Origin of the sequence: Geodermatophilus normandii (genome assembly GCF_003182485.1) — a bacterium.
In the GTDB taxonomy this organism is placed as follows: domain Bacteria; phylum Actinomycetota; class Actinomycetes; order Mycobacteriales; family Geodermatophilaceae; genus Geodermatophilus; species Geodermatophilus normandii.
In genome coordinates this window covers 4,126,622-4,149,203 of record NZ_QGTX01000001.1, presented here as the reverse complement: position 1 = coordinate 4,149,203, position 22,582 = coordinate 4,126,622, and the positions used below count along the sequence as shown (strand labels likewise).

The 22,582-nt window shown below is 75.6% G+C and carries 28 protein-coding genes and 2 pseudogenes; 20 read left to right on the top strand and 10 right to left on the bottom strand.

Annotated features, from left to right (window positions below; translation table 11 throughout):
- Positions 1-3 precede the first annotated feature (3 nt).
- On the bottom strand, positions 4-522 hold the full coding sequence (locus JD79_RS20025; protein WP_110006932.1) for a putative immunity protein: 519 nt from the start codon (positions 520-522) through the stop codon (positions 4-6).
- A 57-nt stretch (positions 523-579) separates the two neighbouring features.
- On the opposite strand from JD79_RS20025, the gene JD79_RS20020 reads away from it, so the two are divergent.
- Positions 580-2,037, top strand: coding sequence for a protein adenylyltransferase SelO (locus tag JD79_RS20020; protein WP_110006931.1), 1,458 nt, complete (start codon positions 580-582; stop codon positions 2,035-2,037).
- A gap of 167 nt (positions 2,038-2,204) precedes the next feature.
- The gene (gene ppk2 / locus JD79_RS20015) at positions 2,205-3,041 is read left to right on the top strand and encodes a polyphosphate kinase 2 (RefSeq protein ID WP_110006930.1); all 837 of its coding nucleotides are present in this window, start codon (positions 2,205-2,207) and stop codon (positions 3,039-3,041) included.
- Positions 3,042-3,066: 25 nt separating this feature from the next.
- Here the strand turns inward: ppk2 and JD79_RS20010 are convergent, their stop codons facing one another.
- Complete coding sequence (locus tag JD79_RS20010) at positions 3,067-3,645, bottom strand: hypothetical protein (protein WP_110006929.1); 579 nt, start codon at positions 3,643-3,645, stop codon at positions 3,067-3,069.
- A 301-nt stretch (positions 3,646-3,946) separates the two neighbouring features.
- On the opposite strand from JD79_RS20010, the gene JD79_RS22800 reads away from it, so the two are divergent.
- The 4 genes and pseudogenes from JD79_RS22800 to JD79_RS19995 all read left to right on the top strand — a co-directional run.
- Positions 3,947-4,456 (top strand): hypothetical protein, encoded by a 510-nt coding sequence (locus JD79_RS22800; protein WP_170149279.1) that lies wholly within the window; start codon positions 3,947-3,949, stop codon positions 4,454-4,456.
- 35 nt (positions 4,457-4,491) lie between these two features.
- Positions 4,492-5,112, top strand: a complete 621-nt coding sequence (locus JD79_RS20005; protein WP_170149278.1) for an SIMPL domain-containing protein — start codon at positions 4,492-4,494, stop codon at positions 5,110-5,112.
- A gap of 153 nt (positions 5,113-5,265) precedes the next feature.
- Positions 5,266-6,006, top strand: coding sequence for a hypothetical protein (locus JD79_RS20000; protein WP_110006927.1), 741 nt, complete (start codon positions 5,266-5,268; stop codon positions 6,004-6,006).
- A 105-nt stretch (positions 6,007-6,111) separates the two neighbouring features.
- Positions 6,112-6,489: pseudogene (locus JD79_RS19995) on the top strand (alpha/beta fold hydrolase); the annotation flags it as partial.
- A 19-nt stretch (positions 6,490-6,508) separates the two neighbouring features.
- Here JD79_RS19995 and JD79_RS24015 read toward each other — a convergent pair.
- The 6 genes and pseudogenes from JD79_RS24015 to JD79_RS24575 all read right to left on the bottom strand — a co-directional run.
- Positions 6,509-7,231: an HNH endonuclease signature motif containing protein gene (locus JD79_RS24015; RefSeq protein ID WP_245900253.1), complete on the bottom strand. Its 723-nt coding sequence runs from the start codon at positions 7,229-7,231 to the stop codon at positions 6,509-6,511.
- Positions 7,180-7,899 (bottom strand): hypothetical protein, encoded by a 720-nt coding sequence (locus JD79_RS24010; RefSeq protein ID WP_245900252.1) that lies wholly within the window; start codon positions 7,897-7,899, stop codon positions 7,180-7,182. The genes JD79_RS24015 and JD79_RS24010 overlap by 52 nt, the downstream gene beginning before the upstream one ends.
- A gap of 22 nt (positions 7,900-7,921) precedes the next feature.
- Positions 7,922-8,188: a DUF1905 domain-containing protein gene (locus tag JD79_RS19985; protein ID WP_110006925.1), complete on the bottom strand. Its 267-nt coding sequence runs from the start codon at positions 8,186-8,188 to the stop codon at positions 7,922-7,924.
- Positions 8,189-8,218: 30 nt separating this feature from the next.
- Entirely contained in the window at positions 8,219-8,545 is a 327-nt protein-coding gene (locus tag JD79_RS19980) for a hypothetical protein (protein WP_146220491.1), read from the bottom strand.
- Between the two features lie 23 nt (positions 8,546-8,568).
- Positions 8,569-9,063 carry an alpha/beta fold hydrolase gene (locus JD79_RS23185; protein ID WP_211308068.1) on the bottom strand — a complete coding sequence of 165 codons (495 nt, stop codon included), beginning with the start codon at positions 9,061-9,063 and terminating at the stop codon, positions 8,569-8,571.
- Positions 9,064-9,116: 53 nt separating this feature from the next.
- Positions 9,117-9,413, bottom strand: a pseudogene (locus JD79_RS24575) (alpha/beta fold hydrolase); the annotation flags it as partial.
- Positions 9,414-9,580: 167 nt separating this feature from the next.
- On the opposite strand from JD79_RS24575, the gene JD79_RS19970 reads away from it, so the two are divergent.
- The 9 genes from JD79_RS19970 (at position 9,581) to JD79_RS19930 (ending at position 17,509) form a co-directional block, all read left to right on the top strand.
- Positions 9,581-10,279 (top strand): prepilin peptidase, encoded by a 699-nt coding sequence (locus JD79_RS19970; protein ID WP_110007913.1) that lies wholly within the window; start codon positions 9,581-9,583, stop codon positions 10,277-10,279.
- Positions 10,280-10,458: 179 nt separating this feature from the next.
- The gene (locus JD79_RS19965) at positions 10,459-10,680 is read left to right on the top strand and encodes a Flp family type IVb pilin (RefSeq protein ID WP_245900251.1); all 222 of its coding nucleotides are present in this window, start codon (positions 10,459-10,461) and stop codon (positions 10,678-10,680) included.
- Between the two features lie 82 nt (positions 10,681-10,762).
- Positions 10,763-11,158 (top strand): TadE/TadG family type IV pilus assembly protein, encoded by a 396-nt coding sequence (locus JD79_RS19960; protein WP_110006923.1) that lies wholly within the window; start codon positions 10,763-10,765, stop codon positions 11,156-11,158.
- The gene (locus JD79_RS19955; protein ID WP_245900250.1) at positions 11,146-12,132 is read left to right on the top strand and encodes a pilus assembly protein TadG-related protein; all 987 of its coding nucleotides are present in this window, start codon (positions 11,146-11,148) and stop codon (positions 12,130-12,132) included. Before JD79_RS19960 ends, JD79_RS19955 begins: the two co-directional genes overlap by 13 nt.
- 12 nt (positions 12,133-12,144) lie before the next feature.
- Positions 12,145-12,957, top strand: coding sequence for a Flp pilus assembly protein CpaB (cpaB, locus tag JD79_RS19950; RefSeq protein ID WP_110006922.1), 813 nt, complete (start codon positions 12,145-12,147; stop codon positions 12,955-12,957).
- The gene (locus JD79_RS19945; protein WP_110006921.1) at positions 12,954-14,144 is read left to right on the top strand and encodes a CpaE/TadZ family protein; all 1,191 of its coding nucleotides are present in this window, start codon (positions 12,954-12,956) and stop codon (positions 14,142-14,144) included. The genes cpaB and JD79_RS19945 overlap by 4 nt, the downstream gene beginning before the upstream one ends.
- A 94-nt stretch (positions 14,145-14,238) precedes the next feature.
- Positions 14,239-15,669: a TadA family conjugal transfer-associated ATPase gene (locus JD79_RS19940; protein WP_110006920.1), complete on the top strand. Its 1,431-nt coding sequence runs from the start codon at positions 14,239-14,241 to the stop codon at positions 15,667-15,669.
- Entirely contained in the window at positions 15,669-16,610 is a 942-nt protein-coding gene (locus tag JD79_RS19935) for a type II secretion system F family protein (RefSeq protein WP_110007910.1), read from the top strand. The genes JD79_RS19940 and JD79_RS19935 overlap by 1 nt, the downstream gene beginning before the upstream one ends.
- Positions 16,610-17,509 (top strand): type II secretion system F family protein, encoded by a 900-nt coding sequence (locus JD79_RS19930; RefSeq protein ID WP_110006919.1) that lies wholly within the window; start codon positions 16,610-16,612, stop codon positions 17,507-17,509. Before JD79_RS19935 ends, JD79_RS19930 begins: the two co-directional genes overlap by 1 nt.
- Before the next feature lie 39 nt (positions 17,510-17,548).
- Here the strand turns inward: JD79_RS19930 and JD79_RS19925 are convergent, their stop codons facing one another.
- Complete coding sequence (locus tag JD79_RS19925; RefSeq protein WP_110006918.1) at positions 17,549-17,911, bottom strand: DUF8129 domain-containing protein; 363 nt, start codon at positions 17,909-17,911, stop codon at positions 17,549-17,551.
- A gap of 139 nt (positions 17,912-18,050) precedes the next feature.
- Here JD79_RS19925 and JD79_RS19920 point away from each other — a divergent pair, with 139 nt between their 5' ends.
- From JD79_RS19920 to JD79_RS19905, 4 genes are read left to right on the top strand one after another with little or no spacing between them, the layout of a single operon-like run.
- Positions 18,051-19,184 carry a baeRF2 domain-containing protein gene (locus JD79_RS19920; RefSeq protein WP_110006917.1) on the top strand — a complete coding sequence of 378 codons (1,134 nt, stop codon included), beginning with the start codon at positions 18,051-18,053 and terminating at the stop codon, positions 19,182-19,184.
- Between the two features lie 14 nt (positions 19,185-19,198).
- Positions 19,199-19,456, top strand: coding sequence for a DUF2795 domain-containing protein (locus JD79_RS19915; RefSeq protein ID WP_110006916.1), 258 nt, complete (start codon positions 19,199-19,201; stop codon positions 19,454-19,456).
- A 19-nt stretch (positions 19,457-19,475) separates the two neighbouring features.
- The gene (locus tag JD79_RS19910) at positions 19,476-19,697 is read left to right on the top strand and encodes a hypothetical protein (protein ID WP_245900364.1); all 222 of its coding nucleotides are present in this window, start codon (positions 19,476-19,478) and stop codon (positions 19,695-19,697) included.
- Entirely contained in the window at positions 19,694-20,083 is a 390-nt protein-coding gene (locus tag JD79_RS19905; RefSeq protein WP_110006914.1) for an acyl-CoA thioesterase, read from the top strand. The genes JD79_RS19910 and JD79_RS19905 overlap by 4 nt, the downstream gene beginning before the upstream one ends.
- 15 nt (positions 20,084-20,098) lie before the next feature.
- On the opposite strand, the gene JD79_RS19900 is transcribed toward JD79_RS19905, so the two are convergent.
- On the bottom strand, positions 20,099-21,127 hold the full coding sequence (locus JD79_RS19900; protein WP_110006913.1) for a LacI family DNA-binding transcriptional regulator: 1,029 nt from the start codon (positions 21,125-21,127) through the stop codon (positions 20,099-20,101).
- Positions 21,128-21,338: 211 nt separating this feature from the next.
- Between JD79_RS19900 and JD79_RS19895 the strand changes: the two genes are divergently transcribed.
- Entirely contained in the window at positions 21,339-22,472 is a 1,134-nt protein-coding gene (locus tag JD79_RS19895; protein ID WP_211308067.1) for an endo-1,4-beta-xylanase, read from the top strand.
- Positions 22,473-22,582 lie beyond the last annotated feature (110 nt).

Below are 22,582 nucleotides of genomic sequence, written 5' to 3'. Positions count from 1 at the left end.
GGCTCACGCCCGCAGCGCGGTGTCGAGCGCGGCCAGCAGCCGGCTCGCGCGGTTCCCGCCGGACGGGGCGGCCGGATAGCGCCGGAGCACCGCCACCAGGGCCGGCGTCGCCCGCTGCCGTGCCCGCTCGACCCACTCGTCCCCGACGGCCTCGTCCCCTCCGGCGGCCACCTCCGCCGCGCGCGCCGCGTGTGCCGCGGCCCCGAGCACGTGCCGCACCTGCGTCGCCCTCGCCAGCGGGTGCAGGTAGGCCGCGGCCGCGGCGTGCCCGGCGGCACGGGCGGCCTCCCGCGCCGCCGCCGTCGGAGCCTCCGCGGCCGCCCGGTGCGCGGCCAGCCCGGCCGTCCGCTGCAGGACCGTCCGGTCGGCACCGCCGGCGAAGGCCTCCGCCGCCTCGATCGCCGCGCGTGGCCGCCGGTCCCCCGGAGAGGCCGACTCGGCGAGCGGGAGGACCTCGCGCGCGCTCTCCGCCGCGTAGCGGGCGACCGCGCGGAGGTCGTCCGGGCTCAGCTCGACCGTCACGTCCGCAGCGTCGCAGACGACGGGCCCGCGGCCCGTGGCGTCCGTACATTCGGGAGGATGAGCGTCGCTCCCGCCCTGACCGTCGCCCTCGGCGACCGCTTCGCCTCCGCGCTGCCGGAGATGGCGCTGCCGTGGCAGGCCGCGGAGACGCCGGACCCGCGGCTGCTCGCGCTCAACGAGCCCCTCGCCGCCGAACTGGGCCTCGACGCCGATGCGCTGCGCAGCTCCGAGGGCGTCGCGCTGCTCACCGGCACCGCCGTCCCCGAGGGCGCGCGGCCGGTGGCGCAGGCCTACGCCGGCCACCAGTTCGGCTACTACAACCCGCGCCTGGGCGACGGGCGGGCGCTGCTGCTCGGCGAGCTCACCGGCGTCGACGGCCGGCTCCGCGACCTGCACCTCAAGGGCTCGGGCCGCACGCCGTTCTCCCGCGGCGGTGACGGGCTGGCCGCCGTCGGCCCGATGCTGCGCGAGTACGTCGTCAGCGAGGCCATGGCCGCGCTCGGCATCCCCACCACCCGCTCGCTCGCCGTCGTCGCCACCGGCCGGCCGGTCCGCCGCGAGACCCTGCTGCCCGGGGCGGTGCTCGCCCGGGTGGCGAGCAGCCACCTGCGGGTGGGCAGCGCCCAGTTCGCCCGCGCCACCGGCGACGACGACCTGCTGCGCCGGCTGGCCGACGAGGCCGTCGCCCGGCACCACCCGACCGCCGCCGACGCCGAGCAGCCGTACCTCGCGCTGTACGAGGCGGTCGTCGCCGCGCAGGCGGACCTGGTGGCGCGGTGGATGCTCGTCGGCTTCGTCCACGGCGTGATGAACACCGACAACATGACGCTGTCCGGCGAGACCATCGACTACGGGCCGTGCGCGTTCATGGAGGCCTACGACCCCGACACCTGGTACAGCTCGGTCGACGAGGGCGGGCGCTACCGCTTCGGCAACCAGCCGCTGGCCGCGGAGTGGAACCTCGCCCGGCTGGCCGAGGCGATGCTGCCGCTGTTCGCCGGCGAGCAGGAGGCGGCGGTGGCCCTGGCGGTGGAGGCGCTCGGCCGGTTCCGTCCCCTCTTCGACGCCGCCCTGCTGGCCGGCTGGCGGGCCAAGCTCGGGCTGCCCGAGGGCCTGGACGACGACGTCGCGCGGGGCCTGGTCGACGACCTGCTGGCCCTGCTGCAGGCCAACCGGGTGGACCTGACCTCGTTCGTGCGGCGGCTGGGCGCGGCCGCCCGCGGCGACGCGGAGCCGGCCCGCGAGCTGGTCCTCGACCTCGCCGCCGCCGACGCCTGGCTCGGGCGGTGGCGGGCGCTGGCCCCCGACGCCGACGCGATGGACCGGGTCAACCCGGTGTACGTGCCGCGCAACGCCCTGGTCGAGGAGGCGCTGACCGCGGCCACGGCCGGTGACCTCGCGCCGTTCGAGCGGCTGGTCGAGGTGGTCCGCCGCCCGTTCGACGAGCGGCCCGGCCTCGAGCGCTACGCCGCGCCGGGGCCGGAGGGGCCGTTCGTCACCTACTGCGGCACCTGAGCCCGCGGGTCGAGCCCGCCGACGGCGTCCCCTCCACGCGGCCCGGCGCTCCGCGGCTCCCGCCAGACCCGGCCGCGGATCCGGACGTCCCCGTCGCGGGCGGCCGGCACCCGCCCTCCTGTCCCGCCGCGGTTGCCGGGTGCGGGGCGCCGGGTCGATGCTGCGTCATGGCCTCGAAGAAGCGGTCCGGCACCTCGGTCGAGGAGGCGCCCTCGTCCACCGGCAAGGTCGACAGCGCCTGGTACGAGAAGGAGGTCGCCCGGCTGCAGGTGGAGCTGGTCAAGCAGCAGGAGTTCATCCGTGCCCGGGGCCTGCGCGTCGTCGTCGTGTTCGAGGGGCGCGACGCCGCCGGCAAGGGCGGCGCGATCCAGCGCATCACCGAGACGCTCAACCCCCGCGCCGCCCGGGTGGTGGCCCTGCCGGCGCCGACCGAGCGGGAGCGGGGGCAGTGGTACTTCCAGCGCTACGTGACCCACCTGCCCACCCGCGGCGAGATGGTCCTGTTCGACCGGTCCTGGTACAACCGCGCCGGCGTCGAGCGGGTCATGGGCTTCTGCACCGACGAGGAGTACGAGGAGTTCCTCCGGTCCTGCCCGGAGTTCGAGCGGATGCTCGTCCGCAGCGGGATCACCGTGCTCAAGTACTGGTTCTCGGTCAGCGACACCGAGCAGGAGAAGCGGTTCCAGGCGCGGCTGCACGACCCGACCAAGCGCTGGAAGCTCAGCCCGATGGACCTCGAGGCCCGCAACCGCTGGGTCGACTTCTCGAAGGCCAAGGACGCGATGTTCGCCGCGACCGACATCCCCGAGGCGCCGTGGTGGGTGGTCGAGGCCGACGTGAAGAAGCGGGCGCGGATCAACGTCATGACGCACCTGCTCGACCAGGTCCCCTACGAGGACCTGACGCCCGAGCCACCCGACCTGCCGCCGCGCCCGCCGGTCGACGAGGACTACGAGCGCCCGCCCAAGGACAGCCAGCGCTTCGTGCCCGACGTCGTCCCCTGACCGCCGGGCACGGCGCTGTCGACGATCAGGTGGGGAGCGGGACCAGCTCGTCGCAGAACGAGTCGCTCCGGCCGGTCGACTCCTTGTCGATCCCGAGGAACTCGACCACCTCGTCGTCGCCGGGGTCGGCCGTGCCTCCGGTGTCGATGACCACCGAGAAGCGGACCTGGCCCGGGTCGCGCGCCAGGACCCGGCCGGCGGCGTCGTAGAGGACGGAGTTGCCGGTGGCGAGCACCTGCGCGGTGAGGGTGCCGTCGCCGTTGTCGGTCACGCGCAGGTCCTTGCTGAGGACGCGGTCGACGACCGTCGCCACCACCGGGCCGACCTCACCGCTCTCGTCGACCCGGGCGAACGACACCGTCCCCCGGACGTTCTCCATGTAGTACGACAGCCGGTCGGGGCCGCGCTGCACGACGCGGAACCGGCCCTCGGCGGTGGCCGTCGTCTGGACGGTGAGCCCCGCGACCCCGCAGAAGTCCTCCTCGATCTGCACGGGCTCCTCGATCACGATCGGCTCGGGTGGCGCCGCGACCGCGGTGCCGAGGGTGAGCACGCTGATCCCAGCGGCCAGACCGCCGACCGTCGTCGCTCGTGCCAGGCGCATGGCTCCTCCAAGGGTGGATGACCGGGTGGTACGGGGACCCGGACGCTGCTCCGCATCCCGCGCCGCGGACAGGGGACAACTGCCCTGCTCGCAGGCGCGACGGGGTCACGAGGTGCCGTTCGGCACCGCGACCGCCGGGCGCGTCCGGCGGCCGCCCGGGCCCTCACGGCGCGGTGGGGGAGCGCACGATCGGCGGCGGCCTGTCGTCCCGCGCGGTCCCGCCGTGGCCGCAGGCCTGCGCTGAGCGCAGGGCGGTCCTACGCTCGTCGGGCCGAGGGCCGACGGCGGCCCGGAGGGGGCGGTGAGCATGACGCGGAGCCCGGACTTCCTGCCGGTCCTGAGCCGGGGCCGGCACCGCACGCCCGTGCGCGGTGCGTGCTTCCTCGAGTACACGGCGCTGCTGGCCGGTGAGGCGTTCAGCGACGCCCCGGCCTGTGTCGACGCCGAGCTCGCCACCGTGCTGCGGCACGCCAACGACGTCCTGTCCGACGCCGACCGGCCGCGCCTCGTGCCGCTGCTCGGCCGGGCGATCGGTCTCGTCGTCCCCGCGGCGGTGACCGGCCGGATGCGGCGGGAGGCCGCCCGCCGGTTCACGGTGGCGGTCGGGGTCCCGCTGTCGGTGGAGGAGCTGCGGTGGGCGGGTGGTGCCGACGTCGACCGGCTGTTCTGGTCGCTGATGCTCGAGCCGGTGCCGGTGAGCACGTCCGCGGCCTGGGTGGACCGGCTCGTCGAGCGACTGGACCTGCTGCACGGCTGCTTCGAGGGCGCTGTCGCGGAGCTGACCGCCCGGTCCGCGCCCGCGGCGGGCTGAGGGCGCGGGTGGTCCAGCCGCCTGCCGTCGTCCGCGTGCGCGGGGAGGCCTCCGCCGACCACGTCCCCGACCGCGCGACGCTCGCGGTGCACGTCCGCGAGTCCTCGCCGGACAGCCGGGTCGCCGCGCTGGCGCGGGCCTCGGAGGTGGCTGCGGACCTGCGCGCGGCGCTCGACGGTGCCGACGGCGTCCGCCGCGTCGTGCTGTCGCGGGTCTCGGTGCACGAGCGGTGGTCGTGGGACCCGGGTGCCGGGACGAACCAGCGGGCCGGGTGGGAGGCGACCGTCGGCGGCACCGTGGAGGCCGACGCGGGTGCCGTCCCCGATCTCGCCGAGACCGTCGCTGCCGCCGGCGCCGGGATCGCCGGGGTCTCCTGGGAGCTCGACGACCCGGCCGCCGCGCGCCGCGCCGTCCGCCGGGCCGCCGTCGACGCCGCCCGGGAGGCCGCCACCGACCTCGCCGACGCCGTCGGCAGGCCGCTCGGGCCGCTGCGGGAGCTCGCCGCCCCCGGTCTGTCCTCGGCGGTCACCGGCGGCCCGGAGGCGATGGCGGTCATGGCCCGCGGCTCGGCCGGCGGCGGCCCGGCGCTGGACCTCGACCCGCAGGACGTCACGGTGCGCGCCGTCGTCGAGGCCACCTACGCCCTCGAGGGCTGACCGGGCCCGTGCCATGATCGGGAGGTCGGCGCCGGCCCCCGCCCGGGGACACCCGCCGGCCTCGACCCTCGGGACGGACCGTCCGCCCGGCGCCGGCCCGGCAGCTCCTGCCGGATCCCCGCCCGGCGGCGTCCCGCCCGCGCGAGGACCGACATGACCGCACGGCTCTCCCGCCCGCCGTCGCCCTGGCCGGGCTCCCGGTACGAGACCGAACACCGCTGGGACCTCGACGACGTCACCACGCTCGCCGAGGCCGCGGCCCGGGTGCGTGCACTGGCCGCCGACCTCCGGGCCGCGCACGCCGCCGGCTGGACGCTGGCCGAGCCGATGCGCGACGGTCACCTGGTCGCCACCCGGCCGTCCCGGCGGCAGCGCGCCCGCACCGCCCCGGATCCGGTCCCCCTGCCGGAGCCCGGCACGGCGCCCGCGCTGCGCTGGCGGGTCCGGGTGGTCGACGAGCCGCCCGTGCCGGGGGACGACGTCCTGTCCCTCGACGCGGCCCCCGGCACCCCCGTGGTGACCCGCGGCCGGGGCGACCTCGTGCAGGTGGCCGGCCCGGACCTGCCCGCCGACGTGCTCGCCGAACTGGATCGCCAGGTGGCCGCCGGTGAGCTCGGCGCCCGCCGCTGGGGTGTCGGAGCGGCCCGGATCGGTCCCGGTCGCGACCTCGTCGCCGACGGCAGCGCCCTGCGGGTGCACGCGGTCGTGGGCGGCGTCCTCGTCCGGACCGTCGAGGGGCTCACCTTCCGCCACGCGGCCGACCGGGCCGCCACGCTGCCCGACGCCGCGGCCGCCTACGAGCGGCTGGCCCGCGCCGCGGAGGCGATGGCCGCGGCCGGCGGCCGGCTCACCGACACCGACGACGGCCTGCTGCACGTCCGGTACGGGCGCTGACGGTGACCTGCACCGCGGCCGACGGCGCGGTCCTGCACGCCGACGTCCTCGGCCGGGACGACGGGCCGACGCTGCTGGTGCTCGCCGGCGGCGCGGCCGCGCACCCCGCGCACCCCGCGTACCTCGGCGACCTGGCCGGGATGGGGGAGCGGTTCCGGCTGTGGGTCTCGCTGGGACTCGACCGGTGCGGAGCAGGCGCACGCGCGAGGGATGCGGTACCGCGTGGCCGCGGCGCGCGCGTACATCTCCGGGGAGACGCCCGCCGACCTGCCCGAGCGGCTGCGCGCCGTGACCGCGCCGACCCTGGTGGTGGCGGGAGCGCAGGACGCCTCGGCCGGGGTCAGGCCGGTGCTCGCGGTGGCCGGGCTGTTCCCCCGCGGCGGGACGGCGGTCGTCGCGGGCAGCGGCCACTTCCCGTTCGTCGAGCAGCCGGCCGCCTTCCGGGCGGCGGTCGACCCGTTGCTCGCCCGCGCGCTCGGGTGACCGGTGCGACCTCCCGTCGTCAGAAGGGTGGCGGGTCGTGGTCCGGTCCGCCCGGGAGTGGTGGCCCGGTGTCCTCGGCCGGTGGTGGTCGCGTGCCCGGTGGCCGGGTGGTGCGGGTGATCCCGGACGGTGTGGTGACGGTCAGGACGCCGTCGGGGCTCATCGCGAATCGCCAGCCGCGGGCGAGGGTCTCGAGCCGGTGGTGGCTGCGGCACAGGCAGCACAGGTCGGCGCAGTCGGTGGCCCCGCCGCGGGCGTGCGGGACGACGTGGTCGACATCGGCCCACCCGACCCGCTGCCCGCGGGTGGGGGAGCGGCAGGTGCGGTCGCGGGTGCGCACGAACCGCTGCTGCCCGGCGCTGGGTGCGTAGCAGTCGGTCGCCTTGGGGCGGGCCAGCGCGGCGCAGCCGCAGTCGGCGCCGGCATCCGGGGCAGCGGGGTGCTCGGGGCAGCCGCGGCGGGCGATGCGGCGGAGCTGATCGTGGGTGCTGGTGGCGTGCCGCGTGCCGTCCTCGTCGGTCAGCGCCAGGGTGACCGATCCGCCCTCCGGAGCGCGCACCCCGAGCGCGTCGAGCTGTTCGAGGAGCTCGCGGAGGTGGGCGGCGGTGATCGGTAGCCCGTCGACCTCGCCGGCGCCGGCAGACCGCCCTGCGAGCGAGGCGAGGGTGGTGATGATCTGCAGGTGCGCGGTCACCGGCGGGCGGGACTCGTCCCAGGGGCGCTGGAGCAGATCGGCGAGCACCAGCGTGCGCAGTCCCCGATCGGGCGGGGGTCGCCGTCGGCCTCGAGCAGCCGCGCCAACTGGTCGACCAGCGCGTGGCAGGCGGCCGGCACCTCGACCGGCAGATCGGCGGCGAGGGTGGCCATGCCCTCCTGCGGGGCGGGGTAGACGCGCGCGTCGGCGCGGCGCCTGGCCTGCTCCCGCCGCCGGTCGGCCGCCGCGGCATCCAGCTCCAGCAACAACGTGCCGGCCCGGTACTCGTCCAGCTGCCCCGCCGACATGGCGGCCCACGTGGCCGGCAGGTGCGTCCGGTAGGTCCACGCGCGGTGGGCGAGCTGACCGGCCGACAGCCGCCCGCAGTTGAGCACCACCGCCAACTCGGCGGGAAAGGACTCCGACACCCCCGGCAACTCCGGGTCCGGCTTCCACGACCGCGCCCCAGGCGTCCCCGGTGGCGGGTCGTCGTCATCGGGAGATTCATCGGCCAGCCCCAGGATCAGCTCCGCCTCGTGGGCGGCGTCCATCGCCTTGCGGGCCTGCAGGCGCTGCAGCTCGGCGGCCTTCTGCTCCCGCGACAGGAGGGCCACCGGCACGCGCCGGATGGGCGCGGGCTGCTCCACCAGCCAGCCCGCCAGCGCACGCTCCACGAGCGACCCGGTGACCTCCTGCACGACCCCGAAGCCACGCACCGGGTACGACGGTCCCCGCAGGTCACAGCCGAGCGGCGTCCACCTCGACGTCGACGGTGACCGCGTCGCCGTCGTCCTTGCCGCGGCGGATCCGCGCCGGCACGGGCAGCAGCCAGCCGGCCGCGCGGTCGCGCCAGACGCTGGTCGCCCAGGTGTGGCCGTCGACGGTCGCCGTCACCGGCACCCGGCCGAAGGGGCCCGCCGTCTCCGGCGCGCGCTCGGCCGGCACGGGCGCGAAGACCCAGCCGGCAGCGCCCGGCCAGCGGACGAGCGTCGTCTCGAAGGGCATGCACGCAGCCTGGCGGAGGGGGCCGACAGCTCAGCCGACGAGGACCAGCCCGACGGCCGCCAGGGGCAGGGCGACGAACAGGAAGACGCCGACCGGCCCGAGCGCTCCATTCAGCTCGGGCTGCTCCCGCTCCGGCCCCATGCCGAGGAAGGCGCGGACGTCGGAGGTCTCGGCGCGGGCGACCGCCGTGCCGCCGAGCAGGCCGATCAGCCCGGCGACCACCACCATCGAGATCCCGAGACGCGACCCGAAGTCGCCGTCGGCCACCGCCACCCACACCCCGGCCGCGGCGGCGGCCAGCACGGCCCCGACGACGAGCATCACGGCCGCCTGCAGGAGTCCCCGGACCACGTACACGGACGGGACCGTATCGGTGTCCGTCACGCCGCGAGCGCGTCCAGCACGTCCGCCGCGCGGGTCCACAGCAGCGCGCCGCCCTCGTCGTCGAGCACGGTGTGCCGGGCGCCGGGGATGCGGGCCGCCAGCGACCGGCCGAGGTCGGGGGAGTGCACGGTGCTGGTGTCCTGCCCGCCGTACCAGAGGTGCACCGGCGCGGTCAGCTCCTCGGGCCGCACCGGCCAGGGGCCCAGCGCGGTGACCAGGTCGCGCGCGTAGCCGGCGGCACCCTGGCGGAACCCGTCGTCCAGGGCCGCGCGGACGGCGGGGCCGAGGTCGGTGCCCTCGTACCGCGCCCGGTCCACCGGAGCCGCGGTCGCCAGGATGACCTGCCAGAGCCACTCGGCGCTCGCGACGCGGGCGATCTCCCGCTCGAAGCCCCCCGGGTCGGCGTCGGCGGCGTCGAGCATCCCGGCGACCTCGGGCACGAGCAGGTGCCGCTGGGCGCGCAGGTCGTCCTGCCCGGCGACCAGCGCCACGGCGTCGAGCAGGCCGGCGCCGGCCAGCGCGACGGCGAAGGGGCGCCCTGCGAGAAGCCGACACCGAGGACGCCGCGCAGTCCCAGCGCCGACAGCAGGTGCCCGACGTCGCCGGCCCAGGAGGCGTACGTCCTGGCCGGGTCCGGTGTGGACCGGCCCAGCCCGGGACGGTCCAGCGCCAGCAGCCGCAGGCCGAGGTCGGTCAGCAGGCCGGTCCCGAAGCCGAGGACGCCGCTCATCCCCGCGCCGGGGCAGAAGAGCACCGGCCGGCCGTCCTGCGGTCCCCACTCCGACCACGCGAGCTCACGCCCGTCGGGCAGCAGGACCGCCGACGCTGTCCCGGGCTCCATCCGTCCTCCTCCTGGGTCTCGACGGCGACCCTCGTCCGCCGTGATCCTGGCACCGCCCTCCCGGGGGCCGGCCGGTCCGGGGGAGGAAGCGGGTGTCCTGGGATCCCACCCGAGGGGGTGGGTTTCGCTCACGGGCGCCGCTGCCGGGCCGTGTCATCGTGTCCGCCGTGTCCGCCGCCGCCGTCGCTCCCGGGGTCGCGGCGCTCCTCGGCCTGGCCGCGGGGGCAGCCGTGGACCGCGCCGCCGCGCGCTACCCGTGGCCGGCGGGTGCCCGCGTCCCCGTGGGCGCACCGGCGGCCCCGTCGCCGGACGCCCGCGAGGAGGAGCGGCCGGCGGTGCGGCCGCTGCTGGTCCTGCTGACCGCCGTGCTGTGCGCGGTGACCACGTGGCGCTTCGGGATCTCCGCCGAGCTGCCCGCCTACCTCCTGCTCGTCGTGGCCGGGGTGCTGCTGGCCGCGATCGACCGGCACCACCACCTGCTGCCCAACCGGGTCGTGGCGCCCACTCTGGTCGCGGGCGCGGTGCTGCTCTCCGGCGCCGCTGCGGTCACCGGCGCGTGGCCGGCGCTGCTCCGCGCGGTCCTGGCGGCCGCGGCGGTCTTCGGCGCCCTGCTCCTCATGGCGCTGGTCTCCCCGGGCGGCATCGGCATGGGCGACGTGAAGCTCGGCGCCGTCCTCGGGCTGTACCTGGGCTGGCTCGGCTGGCCGCACGTCGTGCTCGGGGTGGTCGCCGGCTTCGTCGTCCAGGCGCTGCTGGCACTGGCCCTCGTGGCGACCCGCCGGGTGGGACTGCGGGCGGAACTGCCGTTCGGCCCGGCGCTGCTGCTCGGCACCGGACTGGCGGTGCTGGCCCCGCTCGTCGCCTGAGCGCCGTCAGACACGCAGCGTCAGCAGCCAGGTGCGGAACGCACCCTTCGGGATGAACCCTGTCCGTGGACCGGATGAAGGACGCTCAAGTCCCCGCACCTCCTGTCCGACGACGTTCGCAGCGTCGTGACGGCCGGATCGACCGATCCGGACCGGCGGCCCACCCCACAGGAGAAACCGTGCTGAACCCGCTCGCCACCCTCGTCACCCTCGTCTCCCTCGCCAAGGACCGCGTGCAGCGGGAGGAGAAGGGCGCCACCGCCGTCGAGTACGGCCTGCTGGTCGGCCTGATCGCCGTCGCGATCATCGCCACCCTCATCCTGCTGGGCCCGGAGCTGAAGGAGCTCTTCCAGTCGGTGGTGGGGGGCCTCGAGAAGGCCAACGGCGCGGCCGGGTCCTGACCCGCACGGATCCCCTGCCGGGCGTCGTGGCGACGTCGAGTCGCCACGACGCCCACCGGCGCGTCGAGGAGAGGAGGACGGGATGAGGGAGCGGCTGCAGCGCGAGCGCGGCGCCAGCGTCGTCGAGTTCGCGCTGGTCCTGCCCGTGCTGATCGTCCTGGTCCTCGGCATCATCGAGTTCGGCCACGCCTTCCAGGTGCAGGGGACGCTGTCCGCGGCGGCCCGCGAGGGCGCCCGCGTCATGGCGCTGCAGAGCAACCCGGCCGCCGCCCGGGCCGCCGTCCGCGACGCCGCCCCGACCCTCGACCCGGCGATCACCAACGCGCAGATCACCATCTCGCCCGCCGCGTGCCCCACCACCACGACGACCACGGCCAACGTGCGGGTGACCGTCAGCTACCCGATGCCCCTCCTCACCCGCTTCTTCGGGGCCGACGTCGACCTCACCGGGACGGGGGTCATGCGGTGCAACGGCTGATCCCCGGGCTGCGGGCCCGCGTCCGGCGCCGGCTCGCCGGCGAGCGCGGCGCGGCAGCCGTCGTGCTCTCCGTCCTGCTCGTCCCGCTGCTCGGCTTCACGGCGATCGCCGTCGACCTCGGCGCCCTCTACGCCGACAGGGCGCGGCTGCAGGTGGCCGCCGACGCCGCCGCCCTCGCCGTCGCCCGCGACTGCGCCCGCGGGGCCTGCGGCGACATGCAGGCCACCGCCCAGGAGCTGGTCGACGCCAACAGCGTCGCCGACGCCGGCGCCGGGGCGGCCACCGCGGCACCGCCGCTGCTGCGGAGCGCCCCCACCCGCGTGACCGTCACCGGCAGCGCCCCCCGCGAGCACTGGTTCGCCCCGGTCATCGGCCACGACGCGAGCGCGGTGTCGGCGACGGCGACCGTCACCTGGGGCGCACCCAGCGGCGGGACGGCGATGCTGCCGCTGATCTTCTCCTGGTGCGAGTGGCTGGCGCAGACCGGCGGCGGCATGCCGTCGACCACCACGCAGCGCACGATCGTGCTGCCGAAGAAGTCCGACACCGGCTGCACCGGCCCGTCGCGCATGTTCGTGCCCGGCGGGTTCGGCTGGCTGCAGTCCGACGGCGGCAACACCTGCAGGGCGACGACCCGCATCGGCAGCCGCTACGACTCCGAGCCGGGCAACAACCCCTCGCAGGGCTGCTCGGTCGGCGACGTCGCGTCACTGGTCGGCCGCACCGTGCTGCTGCCGATCTTCGACGAGTCCGGTGGCACCGGCAGCGGTGCCTGGTACGAGGTCCACGGCTACGCCGCCTTCACGATCACCGGCTACCACTTCGGCGGCCAGTACGACTCCGGCCAGCCCTGCAGGGGCGAGGACCGCTGCATCCGCGGCTACTTCACCCGCTTCGTCGACGCCTCCGGCGCCTTCGACACCAGCACCGACGCTCCCGACCTGGGCGCGGCCATCCTCCGACTGATCCGATAGGGGCGCACTGACGTGAGACGCCGACTGCTCGCCGCCGTCGCGGCGCTGGTCCTCGTGGCCGCCGGCACCGTGGTGCTGCTGGCCTACGTGCGGGGCGCCGACGCCCGCGCCCTCGCGGGGGTGCGCACGGTCGAGGTGCTCGTGGTCGACCAGCCGATCCCCGAGGGCACCCCCGCCGAGGAGGTCACCGGTCTGGTCCGCACCGAGGTGCTGCCCGTCAAGGCGGCGGTCGACGGGCGGGTCACCGACCTGGAGCAGCTCGCCGGTCAGGTCGCCACCGCGGACCTCGAGCCCGGCGAGCAGGTGCTCGCCAGCCGGTTCGCCGCGCCGGCCGACCTGCAGGCGCCCGGCACCGTGCCGGTGCCCGAGGGGCTGTCGGAGGTGAGCCTGGTGCTCGAGCCGCAGCGTGCGGTCGGGGGGCGCCTGGCCGCCGGTGACGAGGTCGGGCTCTACATCTCGATGGACCTGCAGGGCAACATCGACGCCGACCCCGAGGACGAGCAGGTCGGGACCACGCACGCCACGCTGCACGGCGTCCTGGTCACCCAGGTCCAGGGCGCCCCCGCGCCCGCCGGGGCCGAGGGCGGGGACGTGGAGACGGCCTCGGCCACCAGTGCCGCCCCCACCGGGAACGTGATGGTCACCCTGGCCCTCCCGGCCCGTGACGCCGAGGTCGCCGTCTTCGGCATGGAGCACGCGACGGTCTGGCTGGCCCTGGAGCGCGAGGGCACGGACACCTCCGACACCCGGGTCGTCCACCAGGGCAACGCCTACGGCGACCTGCTGGCCGCCCTGGGCAGCGTGGCCGCGGAGCCGGCGGAATGAGCCGCGTCGTCCTCGCCGGCGCCGGCGACGACCTGCGCGAGGCGGTCGCGACGGCCGTGGACGGCGACGTCCAGGTCCTGCCGCCCGGCCGGCTGCCCGCCGACCCGGCCCGGCTGTTCGAGCTGCTCTGCGACGGCGAGCTGCCCGACGTCCTGCTCGTCGGCCCGCTGGCGCCCCTGCACGAGGTGCTCACCCTGGCCAGGCGGCTGGACGTGCAGTGCCCCGGCACCAGCGTCGTCCTCGTCGCCGACCCCACGCCGGAGCTGTGGCAGGAGGCGATGCGCGCCGGCATCCGCGACCTGCTGCCGCCGCGGGCGGAGCCGGCCGAGGTCGCCGCGGCCGTCGAGCGCGCCGGCGCGGCCGCGGCCGACCGCCGCCGGGTGCTGCGTCCCCTGGAGGAGACCGCCCGGTTCACCGGCCGGGTCATCACGGTGGCCTCGCCCAAGGGCGGGGTCGGCAAGACGACGGTGGCGACCAACCTCGCCGTCGGGCTCACCGCGGGCGCGCCCCAGTCCACCGTGCTCGTCGACCTCGACGTGCAGTTCGGCGACGTCGCCTACGCGCTCGGCCTGGTGCCCGAGTACACGCTGCCCGACGCCGTCCACGGCCCGGCCAGCCAGGACACGATGGTCCTCAAGACCTTCCTCACCCAGCACCCCAGCGGGCTGTTCGCCGTCTGCGGGTCGGAGTCGCCGGCCGCCGGTGACACGGTGACCGGGGACGACGTCAGCCGCCTGCTGCAGGCGCTGTCCCGGGAGTTCCGCTACGTGGTGGTCGACACCGCGCCGGGGTTGTCCGAGCAGACGCTCGCCGCGATCGACCGGGCCACCGACGTGGTCATGCTCAGCAGCATGGACGTGCCCGGCGTCCGTGGCCTGCGCAAGGAGGTGCAGGTGCTCGGTGAGCTCGGCATGATCCCCGCCGGCCGGCACGTGGTCATGAACCTCGCCGACCCCAGGGGCGGGCTCTCGGTGCGCGACGTGGAGGTGGCCATCGGCTGCGGCGTGGACGTCGTCGTCCCGCGGTCCCCGGCCGTGCCGGCGTCGACCAACCAGGGCGTGCCGATCCTGGCCAGCAACGGCCGGGACCCGGCGGCCAAGGAGCTGCGCCGGCTGGTGTCCCGCTTCGCGGCCACCCCGCTGGTCAAGCCCGGCCGCTACCGCGCCAAGCACCGGGCGGCGTCGTGACCTCCGCCTCGACGCACCGGGCGGCGTTCGTGACCTCCGCCTCGACGCACTGGGCGGCGTTCGTGACCTCCGCCTCGACGCACCGGGCGGCGTCGTGAACCTCGCCTCCCGCCTGGCGGCCGCCCAGGGACGGCCGGCCGAGCACACGCCGCCGCCGGTCGCGCCGCCGGAGCGGACACCACCGGTCGTCCCGCGCCCGGCCCGTGACCGCGGCCGCCCCGCACCCCCGACCGATGCCCTCACCCGGCTCAAGGACCGCGTCGCCAAGGCGCTGTTCGAGCGCATGGGGTCGCGGATGAACGACCCGTCGCTGTCGGAGGAGCAGTTGCGCGGCATCGTCCTGGGCGAGCTCGACGTGGTCGTCGACGAGGAGAAGGTGCCGCTCTCGCCCGACGAGCAGGCCCGGCTGACCGCGGAGCTGGCCGACGACGTGCTGGGCTTCGGCCCGCTGCAGAAGCTGCTCGACGACCCGACGGTCACCGAGATCATGTGCAACGGCCCCGACATGGTCTACGTCGAGCAGGGCGGCAAGCTGGTGCGCAGCGCCGCCCGGTTCACCTCCGACGAGCACCTGCGCCGGGTGATCGACCGGATCGTGTCCCGGGTGGGACGCCGGATCGACGAGTCCTCGCCGATGGTGGACGCGCGCCTGGCCGACGGCTCCCGGGTCAACGCGATCATCCCGCCGCTGGCCTTCTCCGGTTCGACGCTGACCATCCGGAAGTTCGCCAAGGACCCCTTCGGTGTCGACGACCTCATCGGGTTCGGCACGCTGAGCCCGGAGATGGCCGAGCTGCTGCACGCCTGCGTCGAGGCCCGGCTGAACATCATCGTCTCGGGCGGTACGGGTACGGGGAAGACGACGCTGCTCAACGTGCTGTCCTCCTTCATCCCCGAGGGCGAGCGGATCGTCACCATCGAGGACGCCGTGGAGCTGCAGCTGCAGCAGGAGCACGTCGTCCGGCTGGAGTCCCGCCCGCCGAACATCGAGGGCAGGGGCGCGATCACCATCCGCGACCTGGTGCGCAACAGCCTGCGGATGCGCCCGGACCGGATCGTGGTCGGCGAGTGCCGCGGTGGTGAGTCGCTGGACATGCTGCAGGCGATGAACACCGGCCACGACGGCTCGCTGTCGACGGTGCACGCCAACTCGCCGCGCGATGCCATCGCCCGGCTGGAGACGCTGGTGCTCATGGCCGGCATGGACCTGCCGCTGCGCGCCATCCGCGAGCAGATCGCCTCCGCCGTCGACGTCGTCGTCCAGCTGACCCGCCTGCGTGACGGCACCCGGCGGGTCACCCACGTGACCGAGGTGCAGGGGATGGAGGGGGAGACGGTGACCCTGCAGGACGCGTTCCTGTTCGACTACTCCGCCGGCGTCGACCCCTCGGGCCGCTTCCTCGGCACGCCGGTCCCGACCGGCGTGCGGCCGCGGTTCACCGACCGCTTCGAGGACCTGGGCATCCGGGTCTCCCCGTCGGTGTTCGGGATGCCCCAGCCGGCGCAGGTGCGGAGGTGGGCCTGATGTCCCCGGCGCTCCTGCTCCTCGGGCTGGTGCTCGTGGCCGGCGGCCTGGCGCTCCTGGCCCTCGGTGCGGTGCCGGCCGGCCCGCGCCGGGTGCCGATGGCCCGCCTGGACCCCACGATCGCGCCGCCGCCGACGCTGCTGTCCAGGGTGACCGCGCAGGCGCAGGGGGGCGTCGAGCAGGTGCTGGCCCGGCGGGGCGGTGCCGGGGCCGGCGCGGCCGCCCTGGAGAGGGCCGGCGTCGCGATGGGGCTGCCCGAGGTCGTGCTGCTCACCGGCCTGGGCACGCTCGTGCTCGCTGCGGTCGGCTGGCTGCTCGGCGGCGTGCTCGCCGGGGTGCTCCTCGCGCTGCTCGCCCCGCTGGGCGTGCGGGTGGCGGTCCGGCTCCGGACCGGCCGGCGGCAGGCCCGGTTCGCCGACCAGCTCGACGACGCCCTGCAGCTGATGGCCAGCAGCCTGCGCGCCGGGCACAGCCTGCTGCGCGCCGTGGACGCGGTGGCCGACCAGGCGCCGGCCCCGATCGGGGAGGAGTTCGCCCGGATCGTCAACGAGACCCGGGTGGGGCGGGACCTCGGCGTCGCGCTCGACGAGGTCGCCGCGCGGGTGGACAGCGACGACTTCCGCTGGACCGCCCAGGCCATCGCCATCCACCGGGAGGTCGGCGGCAACCTGGCCGAGGTGCTCGACACGGTCGGCACCACGATCCGGGAGCGCAACGCCATCCGCCGTCAGGTGAAGGCGCTGTCGGCCGAGGGCCGGCTGTCGGCCTGGGTCCTCATGGCCCTGCCGGTCGGCATCGTCGCCTTCCTGACGGTCACCAACCCGGTCTACCTCTCCGCGTTCACCCAGTCACTGCCCGGCTGGATCATGATCGTGGTGTCGGCGGCCCTGTTGGTCGTCGGGGGACTGTGGCTCAAGAAGACCGTGGCGATCCGGTTCTGATGGACACCGTCCCCGCTCCCGTCCTCGCCGCCGCACTGGCGGTGGCCGCCGGCGTCCCCCTGGTGGGCTGGGCACTGTTCGCGCGCCCGCAGGACGCCGCCGCCCGGTCCCGGGCCAACCTCACCCGCGGGCTCGACACGGCCACCGGCCCGCGGGCCGCCGCGCGGGACCGTCCGGGACTGCTCGGGCGCCTGGCCTCCGCCCTGACACCGGCGGGCACGGCGGCCCGGCTGGACCGGATGGCCGGCGCTGCCGGGCGGCCCGCGGCCTGGCCCGTCCCCCGGCTGGTCGCCGCCAAGCTGGTCCTGGCCGCGATCGCGGCGGGCCTCGGGCTCCTGGTCGTGAGCGGCCGTCCGGGGTCGCTCACCGTGCTCATGGCCGTCGGCGTCACGGTCGTCGCGTACTTCGTCCCGGAACTGCTGCTCCACAGCCGGGGCCAGGAACGCCAGCAGGCCATCGGGCTGGAGCTGGCCGACACCCTGGACCAGATGACCATCGCCGTGGAGGCCGGCCTCGGGTTCGAGGCCGCCATGGCCCGGGCCGGGAAGAACGGGCGCGGTCCGCTGGCCGAGGAACTGGTGCGGACCCTGCAGGACATCGGTGTGGGTCACCCCCGCCGCGAGGCCTACCTCGCGCTGGCCGAACGCGCCGGGGTGGAGGACCTGCGGCGGTTCATCCGGGCGGTCGTCCAGGCCGACGTCTACGGCGTCTCGATCGCCGACGTGCTGCGCACCCAGGCGGCCGAGATGCGGCTCAAGCGCCGGCAGCGGGCCGAGGAGAAGGCGATGCAGATCCCGGTCAAGGTCATCTTCCCGCTGATGCTGTGCATCCTGCCGGTCCTGTTCATCGTGCTGCTCGGACCGGCCGCCATGGACATGGTCGACGCCTTCGGCGGCTGAGCCGGGGCGCCGGACCGGCGCCCCGGCTCGGCCGGGCGGTCAGCTCCCCTTGCGGTGGCTCCCGCTGGTGCGGGGCTGGGCCGGGTTCGTCGGGTCGCCGTGCGACGGGGCGTTCATCGCCGGCCCGGAGGTGGCCTCGGACACCTTGGAACCGGCCGAGGCGGGCACCGGGTCGTCGGCGGCCGCGGCGGCCGGGTCACCGCCGGAGGGCTGGGCGCCCCCGTGCAGGGACTCCAGCCGGTTCTGCATGGCGATGACGACCTGCAGGCGGTTGGCGTGCGCCTTCTCGTAGTCGAGGATCGTCTGCAGGCCGGTCGCGTCCAGCGTGCGGATGCGCGAGATCAGTCCCTCCACCGGCAGGTGGTCGTAGTCGGGCAGCGGCAGCTGGTCGTGCTCGGTCATGGCAGACCGCCTACCCGTCCCTCCCGGATCCACACGGTGTGTGGCACCCGGGCCGGTGGGTAGGCGGGCGGGCAGTGCGCGTCCCGCCGTGGACGCCGTCCCGCACACCGATCAGCACCGAGGAAGTGGTCCCCACCCCATGGACGTGTCGTTCCTGGCACCGGTCTTCGAGGCCGCCGGTCCCTTCGCCACCGTGACGGCCGACGTCACCCACAACACCGAGAACGCCGACACCGAGCTGGACCTCCGCGTCCGCGCGGTCGCCGAGAAGCTCACCGAGCAGGGTGCGCCGGAGGTCGTCGTCGAGGCGGTGCGCAGCCGGCTCCTCGAGGGCAACGACGGCGGTGAGGCCGGGACCATCCGCGGCCGCGCGGTCGTCGTCGCGGCCGACGGCACGGTCGTCTTCGACTCCCAGCTCGGCGACGTCCCGCGCCAGGAGCTGGCCGAGTGGTCGCCCCAGCCCCACCTGCTGCCCGTGCTGCGCGCCCTGCCCGGCCGGGTGCCGCACGTGGTCGTCCTCACCGACCGCGTCGGAGCCGACCTCACCCTGTCCTACCTCCCCGGCCACGCCGAGGAGGAGGAGACCGTCGAGGGCGACAGCTTCCAGATCCGCAAGTTCCAGGGCGGCGGCTGGGCCCACCACCGGTACCAGCACAACGCCGAGAACAAGTGGGTCCACAACGCCGACGACGTCGCCGAGCACATCGCCTCGGTCGTACGCCGGGTCCACCCCCGCTTCGTGCTGCTGGCCGGCGACATGCGCGCCCGGCAGATCCTCACCGACCGCGCCAGCGGCCTGTGGTCGGACCTCATCGTCTCCATGGACGAGGGCGGCCGGGCCGCCGGCGCCGACCGCGAGCCGGTGGAGCGCAAGGCGGCCGAGCTCGTCGCCGAGCACGAGGCGCGCGACGAGGCCGACGCCGTCGAGAAGATCAGCTCGGCCGGCGCCCACGGCCTGGCCGTCACCGGCACCGCTCCGGTGATCGAGGCGCTCCGCAAGGCCCAGGTGGAGACGCTGGTGCTCGCCGACCCCGCCGACGACGAGAAGCTGCTCGTGGGCGCCTCGCCGCTCGAGCTCGGCGTCGACCAGGCCGACATGGAGGCCCTCGGCGTGCAGGAGGTGCACTCGGTGCCCGCCGAGAGCGCGCTGCTCGCCGCCGCCGTGGCCAGCTCCGCGGGCGTCGTCGTCGTGCCGCGTGCGGCGATGCCGGGGGACATCCCCGTGGCGGCGATCCTCCGCTACACCGACGACTCCACGTCCACCCCGCAGTGACGGAGGCAACAGCCATGACCGACCCCCGCCAGGAGGGCACCCCCGCGGGCACCAGCCCGGCCGACGTCGACCGCCGCGCGGCGATCGCCGAGGCGCTCGGCAAGGAGGTCTGGCCGGCCGACCGCGACACGCTGGTCGCCCGCGCCCAGGAGTCCAACGCGACCGACCGCGTCCTGTCCGACCTGCGCCGGCTGCCGTCGGGCCGCCAGTTCGAGAACGTGCAGGACGTGGCCCGGGAGCTCGGCATCGGCACCGAGCAGCAGCGGTTCTGAGGAGGCCGCAGTGGTCACGATGAAGGAGCCGAGCCCCGAGGCCCTGGCCAACGTCACCGAGCACAACATCGAGACGCGCGCCGACCTGTTGCCCGAGGAGGCGGGGATGAAGGGCAGCGGCATGGAGGAGGTCGCTGCCGAGATCGTCCTCGCCGAGTCGGAGGAGCGCACCGTGCACGCCGACGCGGACGACGCGCAGGGCGCGCACCGCCAGTCGGCGGAGACGGCGGACCTGCCCTGAGCGAGCGGCACGAGCACCCGGTCCAGCTGCGCTGGTCGGACACCGACGTCTTCGGGCACGTCAACCACGCCCGCGTGCTGGGGCTGCTCGAGGACGCACGGCTGGCGATGGTCGACTCCACGCCGGGCGCGGGGATCATCCTCGCCCGGCTGGAGATCGACTACCTCCACCAGGTGCAGTACCGGATCGGCGAGCACCTCACCGTCGCCACCTCGATCACCCGGCTGGGCCGCAGCTCGATCGGCATGCGCCAGGAGCTCACCCAGGACGGCCGGGTGGTCCTGCGCGCGGAGATGGTGCTGGTCAACTTCGACTACGCCGCCGACGCCTCGACCCCGCTGACCGACGACCAGCGCGCGCACTGGTCACGGTGGATGGTGACCTGAGCGGGGCCGCGGGCGTCAGTCCGGGGGAGGGGCCGTGCTGTCCCGGACCACCAGCCGGGTGGCGAGCTCGATGCGTGGTCCCTCCACCGGCTCTCCCTGCATCAGCCGGAGCACGGTGCGGGCGGCGAGCATCCCCATCTGGGCGAGCGGCTGGTGCACGGTGGTCAGCGGCGGCGAGGACCACTGGGCCAGCGGCAGGTCGTCGAACCCCACCACGCTGAGGTCCTCGGGCACGCGCAGCCCACGCCGGCGGGCGGCCTCGTAGACCCCGAGCGCCATCTGGTCGTTCGCGGCGAAGACCGCCGTCGGCCGATCGGGGAGCCGCAGCAGCTGCTCGGCCCGCGCGAACCCGGACGCGTAGCCGAAGTCGCCCTCCAGCACGAGCTCCGGGTCGACGGTCAAGCCGGCGGCACCCAGGCCGGCGCGGTAGCCGTCGAGCCGGGCCCGGCTGGACCACAGCGGGACGGGGCCGCCGACGAACCCGATCCGCCGGTGACCGAGCCCGGCCAGGTGGTCGGTCGCGCTCACCCCGCCGGCCCAGTCCGTCGCGCCGATGGTCGGCACGTCGAGGGAGGGGATCCCCGCCGGGTCGATCACCACGGCCGGGACCTGCAGCTCCTGCAGCTCCTGCAGCTCCGACCGCAGCGCGGGGTCGAGCTCGCTCGTGACCAGGACGACGCCGTCGCTCGCCCGCGCGACGAGGTTCTCCAGCCACGCACGGGTGGCGCTGGCCCGCCGGTGGATGGCCGAGACGACGGTGCCGACCCCCTCGGCGTGGGCGGCGTCCTCCGCGCCCCGGATGATCTCGACGGCCCAGGGGCTGTCGAGGTCGTTGAACACCAGGTCGATCAGCCGCGCGCGTTCCCGGGCGCGCGCGCCGCGGCGCCGGTACCCGTGGTCGCGCAGCAGCTGCTCGATCCGCTCGCGGGTGTGCGGCGCGACGTCGGAGCGTCCGTTCAGGACCCGGGACACGGTCGGCAGCGAGACGCCGGCCTCCGCCGCGATGGCCGCGATCGTGACGGCACGGCCCTGACTGTCGGACACGCGTTCCTCCTCCTGGGGAGCACACAGCCTAGAGCCGGACGTCCCCCGGACGGCTCGCCGCGACAGGCCGGGCGGCTTGACGCCGTCACTGAGCGGTACGTAACGTGCATCACGTTCCGGAAAGTTTCGGAAACACCGCCGTTTCCTCTCGGAAGGTCACGTCTGCATGCGTGCATCCATGTCTCGCCTCGTCGCCCGGGGTGCCATCGGGGTGGGTCTGCTGCCCGTCCTCCTGTCCGCCGCGGTGCTGCCCGCCGCCGCGGCCCCCGCCCGGGAGACGCCGCCCGGCCAGGCCAACGAGGACCAGTCCTACGGCCAGGCCAAGAAGAACGGCCTGCGCACGGTCGCTCCCGACGACCTGGTCATCGGCACGGCCGCGGCCGGCGGCGGTCACCACGTGACCGCCGGCTACCCCGACCCGTTCACCCACGACCACCAGTACCGGCGCATCCTCGGGGCGGAGTTCAGCTCCGTCTCGCCCGAGAACCAGATGAAGTGGGAGTTCATCAACCCCGAGCCCGGCGTCTACAACTGGGGGCCGGCCGACGCGATCGTCGACTTCGCCGAGGCCCATGGCCAGGTCGTGCGCGGGCACACCCTGCTCTGGCACAGCCAGAACCCCGAGTGGCTCACCGAGGGTGTCGAGAGCGGCGAGCTCGACGACGCCGAGCTGCGCTCGATCCTCGAGGACCACGTCAAGACGGTCGTCGGCCGCTACGCCGGCCGGATCCAGCAGTGGGACGTCGCCAACGAGGTCTTCACCGACGAGGCGACGCCGCGGCTGCGGCCGGAGAACTTCTGGATCCAGCGGCTCGGTCCCGGGATCATCGCCGACGCGTTCCGCTGGGCGCACGAGGCCGACCCCGAGGCCAAGCTCTTCCTCAACGACTACGCCGTCGAGCACGTCGGCCCGAAGAGCGACGCCTACTACGCGCTGGCGCAGGACCTGCTCGCGCAGGGGGTGCCGCTGCACGGCTTCGCCGTCCAGGCCCACCTGAGCTTCGAGTACTCCTTCCCGGGCGACCTGCAGCAGAACCTGCAGCGCTTCGACGACCTCGGCCTGGAGACGGCCATCACCGAGCTCGACGTCCGCATGCCGGTCGCCGAGGGCGGTCCCACTGCGGCGCAGCTGCAGCAGCAGGCCGACTGGTACCGGTGGGCGCTGGAGGCCTGCCTGGCCGTGGAGGAGTGCAACTCCTTCACGATCTGGGGCTTCACCGACAAGTACTCGTGGGTCCCGTACTTCTTCACCGGTACGGGGGCGGCGAACGTCATGTTCGAGGACTACGAGCGCAAGCCGGCCTACTGGGCCCTGCACGAGACCCTGGCCGCGGCGCAGGACTGACCACGGCCCCTCCGGCACGACCTGACGGCCGGGCGGCCGCCACGAGCAGTGGCGACCGCCCGGCGTCAGCCGGCCGCCACCCCGTCCACCACCTGCTCAGGGGGAAGCGA